Source organism: Nocardia sp. NPDC059180 (assembly GCF_042754945.1).
Taxonomy (GTDB): Bacteria; Actinomycetota; Actinomycetes; order Mycobacteriales; family Mycobacteriaceae; genus Nocardia.
In genome coordinates this window covers 381152-394870 of the sequence record NZ_JBHZBU010000003.1, presented here as the reverse complement: position 1 = coordinate 394870, position 13719 = coordinate 381152, and the positions used below count along the sequence as shown (strand labels likewise).

The following is a 13719-nucleotide window of genomic DNA, read 5'->3' as shown; positions in this document are numbered from 1 at the left end:
TGCGCCAAGCACAGCACACCGCGAGCTTTCGCGCGACTGCCCCGCGCGGCCAAAACCTGATTGCGCCTGGTCCGGGATCCGGGTAACGCGACCGAACCCGCGATCGGTGCGATCACACCGGTCGACAGGACCGCCCGGATTCGAAGCCGGTGAGTGCCCGGAACGCCAGCACCGCGCCCCACGGGCCGATCACCCAAATCGGCCACGGGTAGGTGAATTCGCCGGCCGCGAGGGAGATGGTGCCCCAGATAATGAGCACCAGCACGCTGACCGACACCCAGGATGCCGCCTCGATGCGCTGCCAGATGGGGATACGCGACGCCCGCGACCGCACTGCCTTCTCGCCCGGCACCTTGGGCAGTTTCGGCAGGTCCGACAGCACGAGGCCGAGATCGTCGCGCGTGGTGGTCGCGTAGACCTGCGCGACCCGCTGGTCGTATTCGGCGAGGTCGAGCCTGCCATCGGCGAGGTGCCTGTTCAGCAGCTCAACGGTCTGGGCGCGTTCGGCATCGGAAGCTCGGGTACCCGGCGAGATCTCCATAGCAGTTCCTAACGACAGGGGCTCGTGCGATCGAGCCACATTCCACAGTGGAATACGCATCCAGGATGCGACTTCCACTGTGGAATGTCAAGAGTCGCCGCGATGCGAACAGGACGCGGGAACGTCAGTGAATGGCCGAGGACCTCAGAGAATGGCGAAGGCGACGACCAGGCCCAGCGCGAAGTGCGCCGCCGCGACGATCAGCGCCTCGATTGCGAACTGGTCGGCGTGCAGCACCGCACCGATATCGATCCCGATCGCCTTCTCCAGCACGCGCACCGAGATGATCTGCGCGATGATGCCGACCAGCCCGAAGACCAGCGCCGCGATCAACCCCTCCACCAGCTTGCCTGCCGCGGCGAAGATCGCGAGCACCACGATGAACGCCATGCTGATCATGCCCGCGGCGGTCACCACGATGGCGTTCGGCCTGCCCTCGACCACCAGCGTGCGCAACTTGCCCGGTGTGGTCAGGTCGATGCCGTAGAAGCCGATCACCATCAGCACCAACCCGACGATGGCGTAGAGGAGGATGGCCCCCACACCGTCGCCCAGCGAACTCCAGTAGCTCGAATCGAGGGCGAGATCGGTCATCGTGATCCTTCCGAGGGACGGGAAGCGCGGCGGGGTGCTCGCCCACGCAATCTATTCGGTGATGATCCGATGTGGCACGAAGGCAGCGCCGTCGTCGGTGATCAAACCCGCGGTCTCCCGGATACCGAGCCCGGCCGCTTCGTCGCCGACGAGCCAGGTCCCGAGGACCGGACGCATGTCATCGAAGATCGGCAGCGGGTCGAGCAGCTGGTAGACGTAGCCTTCCTCGCCGTATACGCCGCCGGTGGCGGTTTCGAGTCCGGCGCCGACGATGGTCATATTGGCGCCTTCGCGGCCCAGCTTGGGTTTGCGAATGTATTCGGTCAGCTCGTTGGGCTGATCGAGATAGGCGGGCAGCAGGTTCGGGTGCCCCGGATACATCTCCCACAGCACGGCCAGGATTGCTTTGTTGCTGAGCAGGGTCTTCCACAGCGGCTCTATCCACGCGGTTTCGGGCAGGCTGTCGACGACCCGCTTACCGAATTCGTCGTCGAGCACCCATTCCCACGGGTACAGCTTGAAGATCGCCTCGATCGGCGCCTCGGCCAGATCGACGAACCGATCCAGTTCGGTGTCGTAGCCGACTTCCTCGATGGGCAGGGCGATGGTGTCGAATCCGGCCTCGGCGGCGGTTTCCTGCATGTAGGCGGTGGTGACATTGTCCTCGCCGGTCGCATCGGCACCGGACCAGGTGAAGTGCAGATGACCGCCGGGAAGGGATGTACGCAATTGCGACCAGCGTTCGACCAGCTTTTCGTGCAGCGAATTCCATTGGTCACCACCGGGATAGCGGTCGGTGAGCCAATGCCATTGCACGATCGCCGCTTCCAGCAGCGAGGTCGGGGTGTCGGCGTTGTATTCGAGTAACTTCGCCGGGCGGCGCGCGTCGTAGCGCAGATCGAACCGGCCGTACACGTACGGGTCACCGCGACGCCAGGATTCGGCGATCGGCCCCCAACTCCATTCGGGCAGGCCGAAATCACCGAAACGCTCGGTGAGCACCACGTGTTCCACGGCATTGAGGCACATCGAATGCAGAAGTTCGACATCGGCTTCGAGAGCGAGGATCTCGTCCATCTCGAATTCGTAGTGCACCGATTCGTCCCAGTACGGCCGCGGATTACCGCTGGCGTCACGGCCGGGAGCCCCGTAGACGAGCCCCTGATCCTCGGTGATCGCCTGCCAGCCGGCGCGCGGTATGTCGCGGACTCGCCGCATCAGGAACCTCCACCGGATTTGCTGCCGAGCCCACCCCGCTGGATGACCGTGCCGCTCTTGGTGGTGATCTCGGCGCCCTTGGGTTTGACCGTCGTCCCACCGACGGGCGGTGTGCCGACGGTGTTGTTACCGCCGTAGTAATACCGGTACTGCATGCCGTTGTAGATGAAGATGCCACCGATCCCGGCGTGGCCGGCGGAGCTGGCGCGGCTGCACCGATCGTCCTCGACGACGGTTTCGTTGCCGTTCTCGTCGATGACGGTGCAGTAGGCGGTGACCTGATCCGGCGCAGCCACCGCCCGGTAGGCGAGGTAGCCGCCACCGACCAGCGCCGCCACACCGACGACGGCCGCGCCGCCGATCATCACGCGCTTGCGAGTACGCCGGGAGGCCTCCTCTCGGGCGGCAGCGGCCTGCGCCTCGGCTTCGGCCTTCCTGCGTGCCTTGTCCCTGGCCCGCGATTCGGCCACCGTCGGCGGACGCGGCTGGGTGCTGCCGGGTTCCTGGCGTTGGATGCTGCCGGGGCGCGGTGTGGGCGCGGGTGTTTGCGCAGGCTGCGGGGTCGGCGGCTTCGACAGCGATGGCGGCTGGTCGGGCGATTCGGCCGGGCCGGGCTCTGGACGGTCCGGTTCGGGCCGACCGGTGTCGGATCGACCGGGCTCCCGTGGCGGGCCGTTCCCGGCGCCGGGTTCTGCCGACCCGTCCTCGGGACGGTTCTCGCCGTTCGGAGTGTCACTCATGCCTACCCTCCCCGCTCGCCCGGTCGGTCAATCTACCGCTCCTCGAATCCGCTCAGATCACCGCGCGTGGGCTCCCAATTGTCCACCACCAGGGTGACACGACCGGGCGTTTCACCGGAGCGAAGCAACTCGAGCAGCCGGTCACAATTCACCCGGGAGCCTTCCGCGACGACGTGTACCCGCCCGTCGCGCGCGTTGGTCGCATGCCCGGTGAGGCCGAGTTCCAGTGCGCGCGAACGAGTCCACCAGCGGAACCCGACACCCTGCACCATCCCGTGCACCCAGGCGCTGAGCCGGACCGGCTCCTGCGGGCCCGCAGGCATCAGTCGGCGGTGTCGACATCGAAGGACAGGGTGACGTTGGTGCCCGCCTTCAGTGTGCGGCCGACGGTGCACACCTTGTCGATGGCGCGCTGCACCGTGACCAGTAGTCGCTCCCGGGCCTCCGGGTCCAGTTCGCTGAGGTCGAGTTCGAAGACCTCGTCGAGCTGCGGATACACCTCGTTCTCACGGTCGGCGGCGCCGGAGACCCGGATGGTGGCGTCGTAGTTGTCGCCGAGGCGGCGCGAGAGCGGGAAATCCGAGCTGAGCCCGGAGCAGGCGGCGAGCGCGATCTTCAGCAGCTCGCCGGGGGTGAACACGCCGGGCACGCTCTCCGACCCGATCAGTACCTCGGCACCGCGGGAGCTGCGTCCGGTGTAGCGCCGGGTGCCGGTGCGCTCGACCCACAGGGCCGTGGATCCGGGTGCGGCGGTGTTCGCGGATGCGGTGCTGTTCGCCGGTGCGGCGGCGTCGGTCACGGGTGCGGCGGTCTGTTCAGCCATGGGCTCGATCCTGCCATCTGTCTCGGAGGCGATTCACGCCTGCCAACACCGACGCCCCGTGCGCTCATTCCTGGAACCGGTAACCCATGCCCGCCTCGGTGAGCAGATGCTTGGGCTGCGACGGGTCGTCTTCGAGCTTGCGGCGCAGCTGGGCCAGGTAGACGCGCAGATAGTGGGTCTCGGTGGCATAGGACGGACCCCACACCTCGCGCAGCAGCTCACGGCGTCCGACGAGCTTGCCGCGGTGGCGCACCAGCATCTCGAGCATGCCCCATTCGGTGGGCGTCAGATGCACGTTCGCGCCGTTCTTGGTGACCTTCTTGGCGGCGAGGTCGACGGTGAACGACGAGGTCACCACCACCGGATCGCCGGATTCGCCGTCGGTGGCGCCACGCCTGACGGCCGCGCGCAGCCGGGCCAGCAGCTCATCCATGCCGAACGGTTTGGTGACGTAGTCGTCGGCGCCCGCGTCGAGCGCCTCCACCTTGTCGGCCGAATCGGTCCGCGCCGACAGCACGATCACCGGCGCCGAGGTCCAGCCACGCAGCCCGGCCAGCACATCGATGCCGTCGATATCGGGCAGCCCGAGGTCCAGGATCACCACGTCCGGATGCCTGTCCGCCGCCACCCGCAGCGCCGCGGCGCCGTTTCCGGCGGTGAACACCTCGTACCCGCGCACCGACAGGTTGATGCGCAACGCGCGCACGATCTGCGGTTCGTCGTCGATCACCAGCACCTTGGTTGCGATCGCGTCGGGCTTGTTCTCGGTCATCACGCCTTCCCGGTTCTGTGGTCGCGACCATCTCCTGCGGGCAGCTCGACCAGCATGGTCAATCCTCCTCCCGGCGTGGGCTCGGCGTGCACGCTCCCGCCCATCGCCTCGACGAAGCCGCGCACGACCGACAGCCCGAGACCGACCCCGGTGGTGTTGTCGCGGTCCCCGAGTCGCTGGAACGGCTCGAACAGCTGCTCCTCGGCACCGGCCGGAATACCGGGTCCGATATCGACCACCGCGATGGCGACCTTGTCCCCGTCGCGTTCGGCGGTGATCCGGATCGGGGTGGCGGGGGTGGAATGGCGCAACGCATTGTCGATGAGGTTGGCCAGCACTCGTTCGAGCAGGCCACCGTCCGCGCGGACCGACAGCGAATCCACCGTGACCTCCACCCGGTCCATCGCGGCGCGACGCAGGCCACGCGCCCCCATCCCGACCCCGACCAGCGCACGGTGCACCACCTCGTCCAGGTAGACCTGCCGCAGCTGCGGTGACACCACACCGACGGCCAGTCGCGACGAATCCAGCAGATTGCCCACCAGCGCGGTGAGCTGGTCCACCGATTCCTCGACCGTCTCGAGCAGTTCGGCGGTGTCCTCGGGCGAGAACTCGACGTCATCGCTGCGCAAGCTCGATACCGCCGCCTTCGCCCCGGCCAGCGGGGTGCGCAGATCATGGCTGACCGCCGACAGCAGCGCCCGCCGCAGGCGGTCGGCCTCCAGCAGCGCCGCCGCCGCGCCCGCCTCCTCGGCCAATCGCGCCTGCCGCACCAGCCCGACGGCCTGGTTCGCGACAGCCGTCAGCACCGGGCGATCACCGGCGGCCAGCGGGCGCCCCGACAACAGCAGCCGGTGCACGGTATCGCCGGCTTCGATCGTGGTGTCGGCCTCGGCCGGACGAACCGGTGGCTCGACACCGACGGCGGCTAGAACCGTCTCCCCCGCCACCAGCGCCACTGCCCGCATGCCGTAGGTCTCCCTGACCTGTTCGAGCAGCTTCGGTAGATCCGCACCGTGCAGTACGGCGCCGGCGAACACGGTCAGCAGCTCCGCCTGCCGGGACGCCTTGCGCGCCTGTCTGGTTCGCGCGGTCGCCCGGTCCACCAGCGCGGCCATGGCTACCGCGACGATGAGCAGCACGGCAATGGTGATCACACTGTCGGGTTCGGCGACGGTGAGGCTGTAGCGGGGCTCGGCGAAGAACCAGTTCAGCAGCACACCCGACAGCAGCGCCGATATCGCGGCGGGCAGCACGCCACCGAGCAGCGAGACCAGTACCACCGCGACGAAGAACATCGCGCTGAGCCCGCCCAATTCGAGGGCACTGTCGAGGAACCAGACCCCGATCGCGCACACCAGCACCGGCACCACCAGCGCCGCCACCCACGCCCACACCGGTCGGCGGAATGCCGGCCAGTGCCTGCGTAGCCCCCGATTGGCTTCCTCATGGGTGACCATGTGGACGTCGATCTTGCCGGACTCCTGCACCACCGAGGATCCGATGCCCTCGTCGAACATCCGCGCCCACCGCGAGCGCCGCGAGGTGCCGAGCACGAGCTGGGTGGCGTTCACCTCGCGGGCGAATTCCAGCAGCGCCGCGGGCACGTCCTCGCCGGTCACGGTGTGCAGTGAGGCGTCGAGGCTGGCCGCGAGCTCGCGTAGCCGGGCCAGCCGGGCGGTGGAGACACCGGCGAGGCCATCACCGCGCACCACATGCACGACAACGAGATCGGCGCTGGATTTGGTCGCGATGCGGCTCGCGCGGCGCACGATCGTCTCCGACTCCGGTCCGCCGGTCACCGCGACCACGACCCGCTCACGCGCCTCCCACAGCTCGGTGATCCGGTGGTCGGCCCGATACTTGGCGAGCGCGGCGTCGACTTGGTCGGCCAGCCACAGCAACGCCAGCTCACGCAGGGCGGTGAGGTTGCCGGGACGGAAGTAGTTGCGCAGTGCCGCGTCGACCTTCTCGGCGGCGTAGACGTTGCCGTGGGACATCCTGCGCCGCAGCGCTTCCGGAGTGATGTCGACCAACTCGATCTGTTCGGCGCTGCGCACCACGGCATCAGGGACGGTTTCGCGCTGCTGGATGCCGGTGATCTGCTCGACCACATCATTGAGGCTTTCCAGATGCTGCACGTTGACCGTGGAGATCACGTCGATGCCCGCGTCGAGCAGTTCGGCGATGTCCTGCCAGCGTTTCTCGTTCTTGCTACCGGGTGTGTTGGTGTGGGCGAGTTCGTCCACCAGCACCACCGCGGGGCCGCGCCGCAGCACCGCGTCCACATCGAGTTCGGGCCGCGCGGTGCCCCGGTATTCGATGATCTTCGGCGCAACCTTCTCGAGGCCGTCCAGCAGTGCGGCGGTCTTGGCGCGACCATGGGTCTCCACCACGGCGGCCACCACATCCCGGCCGCGTTCCAGCCGCCGGTGGGCCTCGCCGAGCATGGCGTAGGTCTTGCCGACTCCCGGTGCGGCACCGAGGTAGATCCGCAGACGCCCGCGCTTCACTCGTCCATCATCGCGCGAGTAGGGGCCGATGCCCGGTAGGGGTGCACGCGCACCACTCGCGAGCGCTGCCGATCCTGTCGCATGCCGATCACGCGGATGGCCAGCGCGCAACAGACAAAGCCGAGAACGACCACAACGGTCACAGCCGACACAACGAGCTCCTTCCACCACCTGTGCACCGGTCGCATGGGGTTTCCGATCGGCCGGTGTCCCACTTTTTACCGCCGGTTTCGGGGGCGGACCGCGTCTTTACGGACTCCTTACGGCCTTTCCGTTCTCCTTGACAGCTTCCTTCCGGGTGAACAGATGAGGTGTCAACGAAACGCAAATGCCGTGCCCTGGGGCGCCAAGAAGTCGTAAGGAGGCGTCTAGAGAGGTCATTTCGGCGCTTGACTCGATCTCCGGCGCGCTTCATGTCCGAAGCGCGAAGGAGGTCTGGAAAGTCATGTCTGTCGTGCTGTACGTCGTGCTGACGATCGCGTTGTTCGCGGTGCTCGGCCTGATCCAGCGGGGGGTGGAGCGGCTGTGATCGCCAATATCGTCGGCCTGGCGCTCGCTGTCGCGATCGCCGGGTTCATGGTGGCCGCGTTGCTGTTCCCGGAGAGGTTCTAGTGAGCACCACTACCGCAGGGATCATCTTCGTCCTCTCCCTGATCGTCGCACTGGCCGTGGTGCACGTCCCGCTGGGCGACTACATGTACCGGGTCTACAACGGCACCCGGCACTCCCGGGTCGAGCGCGTGCTCTACCGCCTCGTCGGCGTGCAGCCAGGGGTGGAACAGACCTGGCCGGTGTACGCGCGCAGCGTGCTCGCGTTCTCCGCGGTCGGCATCCTGTTCCTGTTCGGCTTCCAGCTGATCCAGAGTGTGCTGCCGTGGCATCTGACCGATCCGGGCACCGAGATGACCGCCCCGCTGGCTTGGAATACGGCGGTCAGCTTCGTCACCAACACCAACTGGCAGAACTATTCCGGTGAATCCACCCAGGGCCATCTCGTACAGATGGCCGGGCTCGCGGTGCAGAACTTCGTCTCCGCGGCCGTCGGCATGGCGGTGGCGGTCGCGCTGGTGCGCGGGTTCGCGCGCAGGCGCACCGGGGACCTCGGCAACTTCTGGGTCGATCTGGTGCGCGGCACCATTCGCATCCTGCTTCCCATCGCTTTCGTCGCGGCAATCGTGCTGATCGCCGGTGGCGCGATCCAGAATTTCCACCTGCACGACCAGGTGGCGCAGACCCTCAACGGCACCTCGCAGACCATCCCCGGTGGCCCGGTGGCGAGCCAGGAAGTCATCAAGGAACTCGGCACCAATGGCGGCGGCTTCTACAACGCCAACTCCGCGCACCCGTTCGAGAACCCGGCGACCTGGACCAACTGGCTGGAGATCTTCCTGATCCTGCTGATCAGCTTCTCGCTGCCGCGGACCTTCGGTCGCATGGTCGGTAGCCGCAAGCAGGGCTACGCGATCGTGGCGGTGATGGGCACGATCGCGTTGGCGAGCGTAACGCTCACCAACCTGTTCCAGCTCCAGCACCACGGCACCGTCCCGACCGCGATCGGCGCGTCGATGGAGGGTGTGGAACAGCGCTTCGGCGTGGCGAATTCGGCCACCTTCGCCGCCTCGACCACGTTGACCTCGACCGGTGCGGTGAACTCGTTCCACGATTCCTACACCAGCCTCGGCGGGCTGATGACGATGTTCAATATGCAGCTCGGCGAGGTCGCGCCCGGCGGTGTGGGCGCAGGGCTGTACGGCATGCTCATCCTCGCGGTGATAACCGTCTTCGTCGCCGGTCTGATGGTCGGACGCACACCGGAGTATCTCGGCAAGAAGATCACGCCACGCGAAATCAAGCTCGCGGCAGCATATTTCCTGGTCAGTCCGCTGATCGTCTTGGTGGGCACCGCGATCGCGATGGCGATGCCGGGCCAACGCGCGAGCATGCTGAACTCCGGCCCACACGGGTTCTCGGAAGTGCTGTACGCCTTCACCTCGGCGGCCAACAACAACGGCTCCGCCTTCGCCGGCCTCACCGGCAATACCGACTGGTACAACACCGCGCTCGGTCTGGCCATGCTGTTCGGGCGGTTCCTCCCGATCATCCTGGTGCTCGCGCTCGCCGGTTCACTGGCCCGCCAGGGCACCACCCCCGCGTCGATCGGCACGTTGCCGACGCACCGGCCGCAGTTCGTCGGCATGGTCGTCGGGGTGACGGTGATCCTGGTCGCGCTCACCTTCCTGCCCGCGCTCGCGCTCGGGCCGCTCGCCGAAGGAATCCACTGATGACGACCTCTGTCACCGAAACACCCCGCTCCTCGGGCTCATCGACCGCACCGCGCTCGGTGCCCCGCGGAGTGCTCGATCCGGCGATGCTGCTGTCCTCGCTTCCCGACGCGCTGCGCAAACTCGATCCGCGCACCCTGTGGCGCAATCCGGTGATGCTGATCGTCGAGGTAGGCGCGGTCTGGTCGACCGTGCTCGCGCTGGCCGATCCCAGCTTCTTCGGCTGGGCGATCGTGGTGTGGTTGTGGCTCACCGTGCTGTTCGCCAATCTCGCCGAAGCTGTGGCCGAGGGGCGCGGCAAGGCGCAGGCCGACACATTGCGCAAGGCCAAGACCGATACCGTCGCGCGCCGACTGCCCGATTGGGCCCCCGGTGCGCGGGTCACCGAAGAGCGGGTCGGAGCACCGGAATTGCGGCGCGGCGACTACGTCGTGGTCGAGGCCGGCGAGGTGATTCCCGGCGACGGCGACGTCGTCGAAGGCATCGCCTCGGTCGACGAATCGGCCATCACCGGCGAATCGGCGCCCGTCATCCGGGAATCCGGCGGCGACCGTTCGGCGGTCACCGGCGGCACCACCGTGCTCTCGGATCGGATCGTCGTCGAGATCACCCAGGAACCGGGTGCGAGCTTTATCGACAAGATGATCGCGCTGGTCGAGGGCGCGAGCAGGCAGAAGACGCCGAACGAGATCGCGCTCAATATCCTGCTCGCCGCCCTGACGATCATTTTCGTCTTCGCGGTGGTGACACTCCAGCCGATGGCGATCTTCGCCAAATCGAACAACCCTGGTGTGCCGGACAGTTCGGCACTGGATGCGCACGGCGTCACCGGGATCGTGCTGGTGTCGCTGCTGGTCTGCCTGATCCCGACCACCATCGGGGCTCTGCTGTCGGCCATCGGCATCGCGGGCATGGACCGGCTTGTGCAACGCAATGTGCTGGCCATGTCCGGACGAGCGGTGGAGGCGGCGGGTGATGTGAACACGCTGCTGCTGGACAAGACCGGCACCATCACCCTCGGTAACCGGCAGGCCTCGGAATTCGTTCCGGTACCCGGCATCTCCGCCGAGGCGCTGGCCGATGCGGCGCAGCTGTCCAGTCTGGCCGACGAGACGCCCGAGGGGCGCTCCATCGTCGTTTATGCGAAACAGGCCTACGGCAAGCGGGAGCGCACCCCCGGTGAGCTGACCGACGCCACCTGGGTGGAGTTCACCGCACAGACTCGCATGTCGGGTGTGGATCTCGCCGACGGTCGCAGCCTGCGTAAGGGCGCCGCGTCGGCGGTCACCGAATGGGTTCGGGCGCAGGGTGGTTCGGTGCTCGCAGAGGTCGGTGCGATCGTGGACGGCATCTCAGCGTCCGGGGGAACGCCGCTGGTAGTGGGCGAGACCGTCGACGGACGGGCCCGGCTGCTCGGCGTGGTTCATCTGAAGGACGTCGTCAAGCACGGCATGCGGGAACGTTTCGACGAGATGCGCCGGATGGGCATCCGCACCGTCATGATCACCGGCGACAACCCGCTGACCGCCAAGGCGATCGCCGACGAAGCGGGAGTGGACGATTTCCTCGCCGAAGCCACCCCCGAGGACAAGCTCGCGCTGATCAAGAAGGAGCAGGACGGCGGCAGGCTCGTCGCCATGACCGGTGACGGCACGAACGACGCACCGGCGCTGGCGCAAGCCGATGTGGGTGTCGCCATGAACACCGGCACCTCGGCGGCCAAGGAAGCCGGCAATATGGTCGATCTGGATTCGGATCCGACCAAGCTGATCGAGATCGTCGAGATCGGTAAACAGCTGCTCATCACCCGTGGGGCGTTGACGACGTTCTCGATCTCCAACGACATCGCCAAGTATTTCGCGATCATCCCCGCGCTGTTCGTTTCGCTGTTCCCCGGCCTCGAGGCACTGAACATCATGCGCCTGGCCAGCCCACAGTCGGCGATCCTGTCGGCGGTGATCTTCAACGCCCTGGTGATCGTCGCGTTGATTCCGCTGGCGTTGCGCGGGGTGAAGTACCGCCCCAGTAACGCTTCGTCGCTGCTGAGCCGCAACCTGCTTGTCTACGGCCTCGGCGGCATCCTCACGCCGTTCGTCGGCATCAAGCTCATCGACCTCGTGGTCCAACTCTTCCCCGGGATGTCCTGATATGTCTGTGTTCTCGATGCGGAAAACCACCTGGATCCGCCAGCACCTGGCGGCGCTACGAGCCTTGCTCGTGCTGACCGCCATCACCGGGATCGCCTACCCCCTCGCCGTCTTCGCGGCCGGCCAGTTCCCGGGATTGAACGACAAGTCCGACGGCTCGCTGCTGCACGCCGACGGAAAGGTCGTCGGCAGCAGCCTGATCGGCCAATCATTCACCGACGCCGACGGTAACGCCCTCCCGCAGTACTTCCAGAGCCGTCCCTCGGCTGCCGGTGACGGCTATGACCCGATGTCCACCTCCGCGAGCAACCTCGGGCCCGAAGACATCGTGGACACCGAGTCCCGCACCAGTCTGCTGAGCGCCGTCTGCACCCGCAGCAAGGAGATCGCCGACCGTGAGGGGGTCGATGGTTCCCGCCCGTTCTGCACGAAAGACGGGATAGGCGCGGTGGTCTCGGTGATCGGCCCACGCAATGCCGACGGCGAGGTGAGTGCACCCGTTCGCGTGGTCAGCGTCAACGAACTGTGCCCCGCCGAACCGTTCGTGACCACCTACCTGGGCGTCACCGTGGAATGCGCCGAACCCGGAGCCGACTACTCCATCGGCCGCATCGTCCCTATCCGCGGCAACGCGCCTGATGACCCGGAGGTCCCGGCAGACGCCGTCACCGCCGGCGGCAGCGGCCTCGACCCCCACATCTCCCCCGCCTATGCGGACATCCAGATCACCCGAATCGCCACAACCCGCCACATCACCGAAGCCCAGGTCCGCACCCTCATCGACGCCCACACCGACGGCCGAACCCTCGGCTTCCTCGGCGAACCCCGCGTCAACGTCGTCGAACTCAACCTCGCCCTGGACCGCGACTACCCGTTCCAGACGTGAGCCCGCAGGTGGCTCGGCCGCCCTCCGCGACCGAGCCACCTCTCCGAGACGATCACATGGTCTTGCGGCGGGACCGCGAGTTCCTCGAAATCACGCACCGTTCAGCTCGGACTTGTCGATGACGATCTCGCCGAGCTCGTCCGGCAGGATGAACGGAAGCAGGATCTCGGCCTCAGCCAGCACTGCCTGCTCCGTCCGCGAGGTGAACGGATACCACGGCAGGATGCGAATCGTGGTCCCGTCGAGAGCCCAGCGGCCGTGGGCGAATCCGTCTACCAAGTACGTCGGGATGCCTGCCGACGCTTCCTTGGCGGTGCGTTGGCGGTCGTGTTCGGCGATGATGCGGCGGCGGTCCTTGTGGCCGAGGAGGGCGTTGTCGAAGGCGGGGAGGAAACGGACGGGGGTCGGGAGGTCGGCGGGGGCGAGGGGTGCGTCGGGGAGGTCGTAGAGTTCGCGGCCGTCTTCGTCGCGGAAGATGCGCAGGTCGGGGCGGAGGCGGGTGATGACGGCGGCCAGGCGGGTGATGCCCGACCAGGCTTGGATATCGGCCACGGTGGCGGGGCCGAAGGCGGCGAGGTAGCGCAGAACGAGCGCGTCGGGGTCTGGGTCGGAAAGGGGTGCGCCGATCCATTCCTCGGCGAGGCCGACGGTGACGTAGCGGTTGCGCCAGCGGCCCCACGCACCGGTATCGGCGTCGTGCGCCAGCGGCACCAGCACCTCCACGGTATCGGCGAGGCGGCGGGTGTGCCGGTCCGGGAAGTGTTCGGCGAGTAATTTGCCCAGGTCACCGCGTGCCATCGTGCGGCCGGTGAGCAGGCTCCTGCCGTGAGCGGCGAGGTCGGTGAGGTCGACGCCCTCGATCTCGTCGCGGTAGTAGGCCGCCTTCAGCAACGATTCCACCCACGGCTGCACGGTGGGACGCAGCCAGCGGTAGTCATCGGCGGTGGCCAGATGCATGGTGCGGCGGATCATGGTGGAACGCACCAGCTTCTGCTCCCGCAAGAGTGCGGCGAGATCGTCGTGCCGGAACCCGGCCAGTCGCGCCCACAGCCCGACATACGGCCAGTTCGGTTCCTGCCCCTGCATCGCCACCAGATGCCGGATCAACTCCAGTGGGGTGTCGTCGACGCGTTCGGTCAGGCGCTGGCGCACCAGCAGCGTCCGATTCAACTCACCTAACGACAACTCCCGCATGATCGTCGA

Annotated in this window: 14 protein-coding genes; 4 read left to right on the top strand and 10 right to left on the bottom strand. The window is 67.2% G+C overall.

Features of this window, described 5'->3' with window-relative positions; translation table 11 throughout:
* Positions 1-112: 112 nt before the first annotated feature.
* The 9 genes from ACFXNW_RS12230 to ACFXNW_RS12190 form a co-directional block, all read right to left on the bottom strand.
* Entirely contained in the window at positions 113-541 is a 429-nt protein-coding gene (locus ACFXNW_RS12230; RefSeq protein WP_379417699.1) for a DUF1707 domain-containing protein, read from the bottom strand.
* A 144-nt stretch (positions 542-685) separates the two neighbouring features.
* Positions 686-1135 (bottom strand): DUF350 domain-containing protein, encoded by a 450-nt coding sequence (locus ACFXNW_RS12225; protein ID WP_379417698.1) that lies wholly within the window; start codon positions 1133-1135, stop codon positions 686-688.
* A 51-nt stretch (positions 1136-1186) separates the two neighbouring features.
* Positions 1187-2353, bottom strand: a complete 1167-nt coding sequence (locus ACFXNW_RS12220; RefSeq protein WP_379417697.1) for a glutathionylspermidine synthase family protein — start codon at positions 2351-2353, stop codon at positions 1187-1189.
* Positions 2353-3093, bottom strand: a complete 741-nt coding sequence (locus ACFXNW_RS12215; protein ID WP_379417696.1) for a hypothetical protein — start codon at positions 3091-3093, stop codon at positions 2353-2355. The genes ACFXNW_RS12220 and ACFXNW_RS12215 overlap by 1 nt, the downstream gene beginning before the upstream one ends.
* Positions 3094-3125: 32 nt before the next feature.
* Positions 3126-3416 carry an acylphosphatase gene (locus ACFXNW_RS12210; RefSeq protein ID WP_379417695.1) on the bottom strand — a complete coding sequence of 97 codons (291 nt, stop codon included), beginning with the start codon at positions 3414-3416 and terminating at the stop codon, positions 3126-3128.
* Positions 3416-3916 (bottom strand): OsmC family protein, encoded by a 501-nt coding sequence (locus ACFXNW_RS12205; RefSeq protein ID WP_379417694.1) that lies wholly within the window; start codon positions 3914-3916, stop codon positions 3416-3418. The genes ACFXNW_RS12210 and ACFXNW_RS12205 overlap by 1 nt, the downstream gene beginning before the upstream one ends.
* 64 nt (positions 3917-3980) lie before the next feature.
* Complete coding sequence (locus ACFXNW_RS12200; protein WP_379417693.1) at positions 3981-4688, bottom strand: response regulator; 708 nt, start codon at positions 4686-4688, stop codon at positions 3981-3983.
* Positions 4688-7201 carry an ATP-binding protein gene (locus tag ACFXNW_RS12195; RefSeq protein ID WP_379417692.1) on the bottom strand — a complete coding sequence of 838 codons (2514 nt, stop codon included), beginning with the start codon at positions 7199-7201 and terminating at the stop codon, positions 4688-4690. Before ACFXNW_RS12195 ends, ACFXNW_RS12200 begins: the two co-directional genes overlap by 1 nt.
* Positions 7198-7353: a hypothetical protein gene (locus ACFXNW_RS12190; protein WP_379417691.1), complete on the bottom strand. Its 156-nt coding sequence runs from the start codon at positions 7351-7353 to the stop codon at positions 7198-7200. Before ACFXNW_RS12190 ends, ACFXNW_RS12195 begins: the two co-directional genes overlap by 4 nt.
* A 373-nt stretch (positions 7354-7726) precedes the next feature.
* Between ACFXNW_RS12190 and kdpF the strand changes: the two genes are divergently transcribed.
* The 4 genes from kdpF (at position 7727) to ACFXNW_RS12170 (ending at position 12516) form a co-directional block, all read left to right on the top strand.
* Positions 7727-7813 (top strand): K(+)-transporting ATPase subunit F, encoded by an 87-nt coding sequence (gene kdpF, locus ACFXNW_RS12185; protein ID WP_379418122.1) that lies wholly within the window; start codon positions 7727-7729, stop codon positions 7811-7813.
* A complete protein-coding gene (gene kdpA, locus ACFXNW_RS12180) occupies positions 7813-9483 on the top strand; it encodes a potassium-transporting ATPase subunit KdpA (protein ID WP_379417690.1) in 1671 nt (556 codons plus the stop codon). Before kdpF ends, kdpA begins: the two co-directional genes overlap by 1 nt.
* An 86-nt stretch (positions 9484-9569) precedes the next feature.
* Positions 9570-11630 (top strand): potassium-transporting ATPase subunit KdpB, encoded by a 2061-nt coding sequence (gene kdpB, locus ACFXNW_RS12175; protein ID WP_379418121.1) that lies wholly within the window; start codon positions 9570-9572, stop codon positions 11628-11630.
* Between the two features lie 16 nt (positions 11631-11646).
* Positions 11647-12516 carry a potassium-transporting ATPase subunit C gene (locus ACFXNW_RS12170; RefSeq protein ID WP_379418120.1) on the top strand — a complete coding sequence of 290 codons (870 nt, stop codon included), beginning with the start codon at positions 11647-11649 and terminating at the stop codon, positions 12514-12516.
* 90 nt (positions 12517-12606) lie between these two features.
* Here the strand turns inward: ACFXNW_RS12170 and ACFXNW_RS12165 are convergent, their stop codons facing one another.
* Entirely contained in the window at positions 12607-13710 is a 1104-nt protein-coding gene (locus ACFXNW_RS12165) for a winged helix DNA-binding domain-containing protein (protein WP_379417689.1), read from the bottom strand.
* Positions 13711-13719: the final 9 nt, after the last annotated feature.